Source organism: Nocardia sichangensis, assembly GCF_047200615.1.
Classification (GTDB): domain Bacteria; phylum Actinomycetota; class Actinomycetes; order Mycobacteriales; family Mycobacteriaceae; genus Nocardia; species Nocardia sichangensis.
The window spans coordinates 259,850-266,564 of record NZ_JBJZOK010000010.1 but is presented as its reverse complement, the minus strand read 5'-3'; the positions used below and the strand labels follow the sequence as shown (position 1 = coordinate 266,564).

Annotated in this window: 5 protein-coding genes; 3 read left to right on the top strand and 2 right to left on the bottom strand. The window is 67.3% G+C overall.

From position 1 onward, the window contains the following. Positions 1-475: 475 nt before the first annotated feature. Together ACL03I_RS17020 and ACL03I_RS17015 are read right to left on the bottom strand one after the other, a co-directional pair. A complete protein-coding gene (locus ACL03I_RS17020; RefSeq protein ID WP_364437868.1) occupies positions 476-877 on the bottom strand; it encodes a nuclear transport factor 2 family protein in 402 nt (133 codons plus the stop codon). A 67-nt stretch (positions 878-944) separates the two neighbouring features. Beyond that, complete coding sequence (locus ACL03I_RS17015; RefSeq protein WP_412806429.1) at positions 945-1,913, bottom strand: helix-turn-helix transcriptional regulator; 969 nt, start codon at positions 1,911-1,913, stop codon at positions 945-947. Between the two features lie 63 nt (positions 1,914-1,976). Here ACL03I_RS17015 and ACL03I_RS17010 point away from each other — a divergent pair, with 63 nt between their 5' ends. The 3 genes from ACL03I_RS17010 (at position 1,977) to ACL03I_RS17000 (ending at position 6,714) form a co-directional block, all read left to right on the top strand. Continuing rightward, complete coding sequence (locus ACL03I_RS17010; protein ID WP_412806428.1) at positions 1,977-4,265, top strand: excinuclease ABC subunit UvrA; 2,289 nt, start codon at positions 1,977-1,979, stop codon at positions 4,263-4,265. Between the two features lie 38 nt (positions 4,266-4,303). Further along, entirely contained in the window at positions 4,304-5,182 is an 879-nt protein-coding gene (locus ACL03I_RS17005) for a glycoside hydrolase family protein (protein ID WP_364437877.1), read from the top strand. A 119-nt stretch (positions 5,183-5,301) separates the two neighbouring features. Next, entirely contained in the window at positions 5,302-6,714 is a 1,413-nt protein-coding gene (locus tag ACL03I_RS17000) for an L-fucose/L-arabinose isomerase family protein (protein ID WP_412806427.1), read from the top strand. Position 6,715: the final 1 nt, after the last annotated feature.

Here is a 6,715-nt window from a genome sequence, read left to right as displayed (position 1 = left end):
AATGTCCGACCCTCCACACGGGGAGTGAAAAGGCCGGAACCAAAAAATATTTGGCACTGACATTCATCGACACACTATTGAGTTCTCAAAGAACACACGCACACACATTCAATCCGAATTACTTCGGACCTTCAGTGAGGCAACTTTTCCAGCTTAGCTCATTCGCTCACCCGATCAAAATCGGGCTCCCGATCGAGCCAGTGTGATCGCCAGGCGCTCCTCGTCCTACCTCGTTTCCCGGTCCTTCCGCTCGGCGTCTCCGCCTCGCTTCTCGGCTCCGGGTCGGTGTCCGTGTCGCTCTGACTTGGAATAAGTTACGCGGCGGATAACGCTTCGTCAAATCGCCTGCCCAGCGCGCTTTTTCGCAGGTCAGCGGCGTGCGCGCGGCGAAACTCCGGCGCGAATGACACAAGTGTGATTCAGACCACGACAAGATCGATTGGCAGCGCTTCTACGACAATGCGCCCGTCGGCGATCAGCCACCCAGCGGAGCGCGGCGCGGAATGACTTTGCGATACGTGATCCGCCAGCCAACGGGTTCTCGCACCACCACGTCCTCATACGTAACGCTTCCGCAGCGACCATCGGCGGCGATCCCGATTCCCTTCGACAACACCTGTGCGCGGTCGGCCTCACTTTCGGTGACGATCACATTCGTGACGTGATGGCCGACCGGATTCGCGTCGCCGAGCGCGAGGGCCGCGTCACGCACAGCGGCGATGCCGCGCAATTCGCCGTATCCCATGGCGGTCAGGTCGTAGACGACCTCCGCGCTGAACAGCTCGTCCATGCGATCCAGTTCGCCCGCATCGATGATGTGGCCGTGCCGGGCGATGAGGTCGGTGATATCGAGGCGGTCTTCCACTGAGAGCGTCATGCGCAGCACCGTAGTGCCGCTTCCCGCATCGGGCAGCCGAGTATCCGCACGCCGCGGCGGCCTTCGCTCAGCCAGGCTCGTCCGCCGCACGAAGTAGTTTGGCGCCGAGCCGGGCGAGCAGCTCTTTCATCTCGACGGGTTCGACGACCTCGAAGTCCAGGTCGAGGTGCGCGATGCGGAGGGCGGTCCACTCCAGCGAATCCGCGGAGGTGCGCAAGAGACAGGTCCGCTCGTCCAGCGGTTCGACTTCCTCCGCGCGAACGCGGAACGTCTCGGCCAGCACGGCGGCGCGGGCATGCACCCGCAGCACCACGGGACGAACCGGTCTGGAGCGCGCCAACTGGCTGGTCACGAAACTCGCCGCGTCGGCGGTGGGCAGCGCGCGAGGTGCGCAGCGTATTCCGATCGGCCGCGGTGACGTCACACGGTCCACGCGGAAAGTGCGCCAATCGGCGCGGTCGACATCCCAGGCGACCAGGTACCAGCGCCGACCCGCCGAGACCAGACTGTGCGGTTCGGCGAGGCGGCTGCTTTCCGTATCGGTCTTGTCGCTGTATCGGAAGCGGATCCGCTCGCTGTCGCGCGCGGCGGCGGCCAGGACGACCAACACCTCGGGATCGATCATCGGACCGGCGGCGGGCCCGCCGAGCGAGACGGTGGTGGCGTCTATCGCGTCGACTCGGCGGCGCAAGCGCGACGGCAGGACCTGCTGCAGCTTCACCAGGGCGCGAGCAGCCGATTCCTCGATACCCGCGACCGCGCCCTGCGCCGCGCCGCGCAGTCCGAGCGTGATCGCGACCGCTTCCTCGTCGTCGAGCAGCAGCGGCGGCAGTGCCGCGCCCGCTTCCAGGCGGTAGCCGCCGATCGCGCCGAGGCTCGCGACCACCGGATACTCCAGCTCGCGCAGACGCTCCACGTCCCGGCGCACCGTCCGCACCGTGACGCCGAGCCGCGCGGCCAGTTCGGGACCGCTCCATTCGCGGCGGGTCTGCAACAGCGACAGCAGCTGGAGCAGTCGCTCGGCGGTCCGGGTCACGTACTCGAGTATGGCCGCGAAGGAGGACAGAAACCGACCTCATCGCTGCCTAGCGTGAGGTCCGTGCATGCAGATCGAGACACCATCAGGATCGTCGGGGCTCGCGAGAACAATCTGCGCGATGTCTCGCTGACGATTCCCAAAGGCAAGATCGTGGTCTTCACCGGCGTCTCCGGTTCGGGCAAGTCGTCGATCGTCTTCGGGACCGTGGCGGTCGAATCGCAGCGGCAGCTCAACGAGACCTTCACCTGGTTCATCCGCAATCGGCTGCCCAAATACGAGCGTCCGGAGGCGGACGCGATCGACAACCTGGCGCCCGCCGTCGTCGTCGATCAGAAGCCGATCGGCGGCAATTCCCGTTCCACGGTCGGGACCATGACCGACATCCACTCCGTCATCCGCGTCCTGTTCTCCCGGCACAGCGTGCCGAGCGCGGGCGAGGCCACGCGCTATTCGTTCAACGATCCGCTGGGCATGTGTCCCGCGTGTGGCGGTCTCGGCAATGTGGTGCGGCCGGATCTGGGCAAGCTCATCGACCGCGGCAAATCGCTCAACGAGGGCGCCATCACCTTCGGGCCCTTCGCGGTCGGAACGTTCCAATGGCAGCTCTACGCCGAGTCGGGGCTCTTCGATCCGGACAAGCCGCTGCGGGACTTCACTACCGAGGAATGGCGATTGTTCCTGTATGGCAAGGGTTTCCGGGTGCCGCGCAAGAATCGGAACGGTTCGGCGGGAAACAACGCGTACGAAGGCCTGTTGGAGCGGTTCGACCGCCTCTACATCAAGCGTGATCTCACCGCGTTGTCGGACAAGAATCGCGAAGCCGCCCGCGCGGTGGTCACCGAGGAGGTCTGCCCGGACTGCGGGGGCGCACGGCTCAACGCCGCCGCGCTGGCGAGCCGGATCGATGGCCTCGGCATCGCCGACTACGGAAGGCTGGAGATCACCGACCTCATCGAGGTGCTCGACCGCCTGGACGATCCGGTGGCTCGGCCGATCGCCCAGGCCGCCGTCGCCCGGTTGCGCCGGATCGAGGAGGTCGGGCTCGGCTACCTGTCGCTCGATCGGGAAACCGCCACTTTGTCCGGCGGCGAGGCGCAGCGCCTGAAGGTCGTCCGGCATCTCGGCTCCAGCCTCACCGGCATGACCTATATCTTCGACGAGCCCAGCGTCGGCATGCATCCCCGGGATGTGGGCCGGCTGAACACTCTGCTGAGCCGGCTGCGGGACAAAGGGAACACGGTGCTGGTGGTGGAGCACTCCCCCGATGTCATCGCCGTCGCCGACCATGTGGTCGACATGGGGCCGGGCGCCGGTTCCCGCGGCGGGCAGGTGGTGTTCCAGGGCACCGTCGATCGCTTGCGGCGTGCGGAGACGCCGACCGGTGCGGGCCTGCGCCGGGTGCGGCGGGTGAAGGAGGACGTCCGCGAGCCGGCGGGATGGCTCACCGTCGCCGATGCCGACGCCTACAACCTGAAGAACCTCACCGTACGGTTTCCGACGGGTGTGCTCACTGCGGTGACCGGCGTGGCGGGCTCCGGGAAGAGCACGCTGGTGTCCGGCGCGTTCGTCGCGGCGCATCCGCAGGTCATCGCGGTGGACCAGGCCGCGATCGCCGCCTCCCGGCGCTCCAGCCCCGCCACCTATCTCGGCATCATGGATCCGCTGCGTCAGCTGTTCGCCAAGCGGCACGGTGTCCGACCGGGCTTGTTCAGCTTCAATTCCGACGGCGCGTGCGGCGAATGCGACGGCGCCGGAGTGATCTTCACCGACCTGGCGTACATGGATCCGGTCACCACGATCTGCCAGGCCTGCCACGGACGCCGATACCGTCCGGAGGCGCTCGCTTACGAGATTCGCGGGGCGTCCATCGCCGACGTGCTGGAGATGCCCGCGGCGGAAGCGCTGGACTTCTGGGCCGCGGACGGGGACCGGCGGATCGGCACGCCGTTGCGGTCGCTGCTCGACGTCGGTCTCGGGTATCTCACCCTCGGCCGGTCGTTGTCCTCGCTGTCCGGTGGCGAACGCCAGCGCGTCAAGCTGGCCGATCACCTCCAGCGTCGCGCCGAAGCCGCTGTCTACGTGCTGGACGAGCCGACCACGGGGCTGCACATGGCCGATGTCGACGCGCTGGTCGGGCTGCTGGACCGGCTGGTCGACGCGGGCAACACGGTGATCGTCATCGAGCACGACCTGGACGTCGTCGCTCGGGCCGACTGGGTGATCGACCTCGGACCCGACGGCGGAAAGCACGGGGGCGAACTCGTTTTCGCCGGGACACCGGCGGACTTGCTGGCGGACGACCGGTCGCTGACCGCGGAATACCTGCGGCGCAGTGTCGTTGCCCGATGATTCCGCCACCGAGGACGTGATCGCGGCATCATGAATCCATGGCGACACGGGAGGTGGTCCGGGCGGGAGCTTTCGCGCGGATCTACGATCCGAGCGCCGGGGAGTCGGAAGCCTGGTACATCAACGATCACACATTCGTTCGCGACGCTGCCGGAAGGTGGCACCTTTTCGGGATCACCCACCTCGAGCCGGCGGATCCGTTCGACGAGATCGAGTTCGCTCACGCCACCGCCGACCGGCTGCACGGTGCGTGGACCAAGCATGCCTCCGCGTTGCGGGTGGACCGGGACTACGGGGAGACGCATCTGTGGGCGCCTTATGTGCTCGGCGCTCACGGCCGGTACTACATGTTCTACGCCGCGGGCGGCGCCGACCGCACCGCCGCGGCGATGAATCTGGCGACCTCGCCCGACCTCTTCCACTGGACCAGATCGGCGGAGGGCCCGCTGTTCCGCGACGGCTACGACGCTCGCGATCCCATGGTGGTGCGCGTCGGCGAACAATGGGTGATGTACTACTGCGCGACCAGCGCCCCGGCGGGTGGTCACCATGTCGTCGCCTACCGCACCAGCGCCGACCTCCTGCACTGGGGCGATCGGCACATCGCGTACACGGACCCGGCCAAAGGCACCGAGGCGGGCAACACCGAATCGCCTTACGTCCTCCGGTACGGGGGATGGTGGTACTTGTTCATCGGTCCGCGCCCGCATTACGTCGGCACCGACGTCTTCCGCAGTGACAATCCTTTCCATTTCCGCATCGGCGACAAGGTCGGACACATCGCGGCGCACGCCGCCGAGGTGGTCGACGAGGACGGCCGCTGGTGGATCACCAGTGCGGGGTGGGGACAGGGCGGGGTACATCTGGCGCCGCTCGGCTTCCCGCAGTCGCGGGTCGTCAAAACGGTTCCGCGCTAAGCGGTCCGAAGCACCGGGCCGAGCGCTATTTCGGCGAAACGCGTCTCCGAGCGCGGTCGCGGCTGGTATCTCTTGAGCGAGTCGAACTCTCCGATCACCCACCTACGGGAGGGACCGGCATGGCCCGTATCGGCATCATCAGCATCTCCGATGGCCGCGACTATGTGCATGCGGGCATCGCCGATTTCATCGCCTCCACCGAGGACCGGCTGGTGGCCGCGCTCGCGGACGCGGGCCACGATGTGGTCCGTGGCGCGGCGCCGATCAGCGACAACGCGTCGGCCGGTGCGGTGGCGCGCGCGGTCGCCGCGGCGGGCGTCGATCTCACCGTCCTGCATTACGCGGTCTGGGCGTTCCCGCATTTCACCATGCTGGCGGCGGGCGCGATTCCGGGGCCGCTGCTGTTGCTGTCGAATATCGACCCGGTCCAGCCGGGAATGGTGGGCATGCTCGCCGCCGGAGGTGCGCTGGATCAGATCGGACGTCGGCACAGCAGGCTGTGGGGCGATCCGTCCGATCCCGAACTCATCGACGCGATCGGCGTGCGCGCGCGGGCCGCGGCAGCCGTGGCGAGCCTGCGCGGTTCGACGTTCGGGCGCTTCGGTGGGCGGCCGATGGGCATGAACACCGCGGTCGCCAACACCGATCAGTGGCAGCGCCTGTTCGGCATCGATGTCGAGGAAATCGATCAGTGGGAGATCGTGCGGCGCGCGGAACTGGCCGACGCGGGCGAGGCGAAGGCCGCGCGCGAGTGGCTGGAGCGCAACACCGCGGGCGTGTACTACGACGGCGCCAAGCTCACCCCGCAACTGCTGGAACGTCAGATCCGCTCGTATCTGGCGGTGCGCGAGCTGATCGACGAGTGGCGCCTGGATTTCTCGGGGATCAAGGGGCAGCCCGAGCTCACCCAGTATTTCGCCACCATGGACGTCACCGAGGCCTTCCTCAACGATCCCTACGACTGGAACGGACCGAAGGAGCCGCACGTCTGCGCGACCGAGGCGGACATGGACGGCGCGCTGACCATGCAGCTGCTCAAAGGGATCGCGGGCACCCCGGTGCTGTTCGCCGACGTCCGGCACTATCACGCCGATCGGGACATCTGGGATCTCTGCAATTCCGGCCAGCACGCCACCTGGTTCGCCGCCCGTAGCGACGATCCGGCGGAGAACCTGGCGAAGGTGCACCTGTACCCGGAGGTGTTCTTCTTTCCCGCGGGCGGCGCCTCGGTGCATCATCTGGCCGCACCGGGCCGGATGACTCTCGCCCGGCTCACCCGGCTCGACGGCGACTACCGCATGCAGCTGATGCTCGGCGAATTCGAGGAATACGACGAGCAGACCAACGAAGCCCTGATGAAGCAGTCGACCCGGGAATGGCCGCACGCGTTCGCCCGGCTGGACGCGCGCGCCGAGGATTTCCTGAACCGCTTCGGCGCCAACCACATTCACGCGGTGCCCGGCGACCACCGAGATGCCGTGCGCGCGACGTGCGAATTGCTCGACGTCACGGTGGACGAGTTCACGCGGTGAC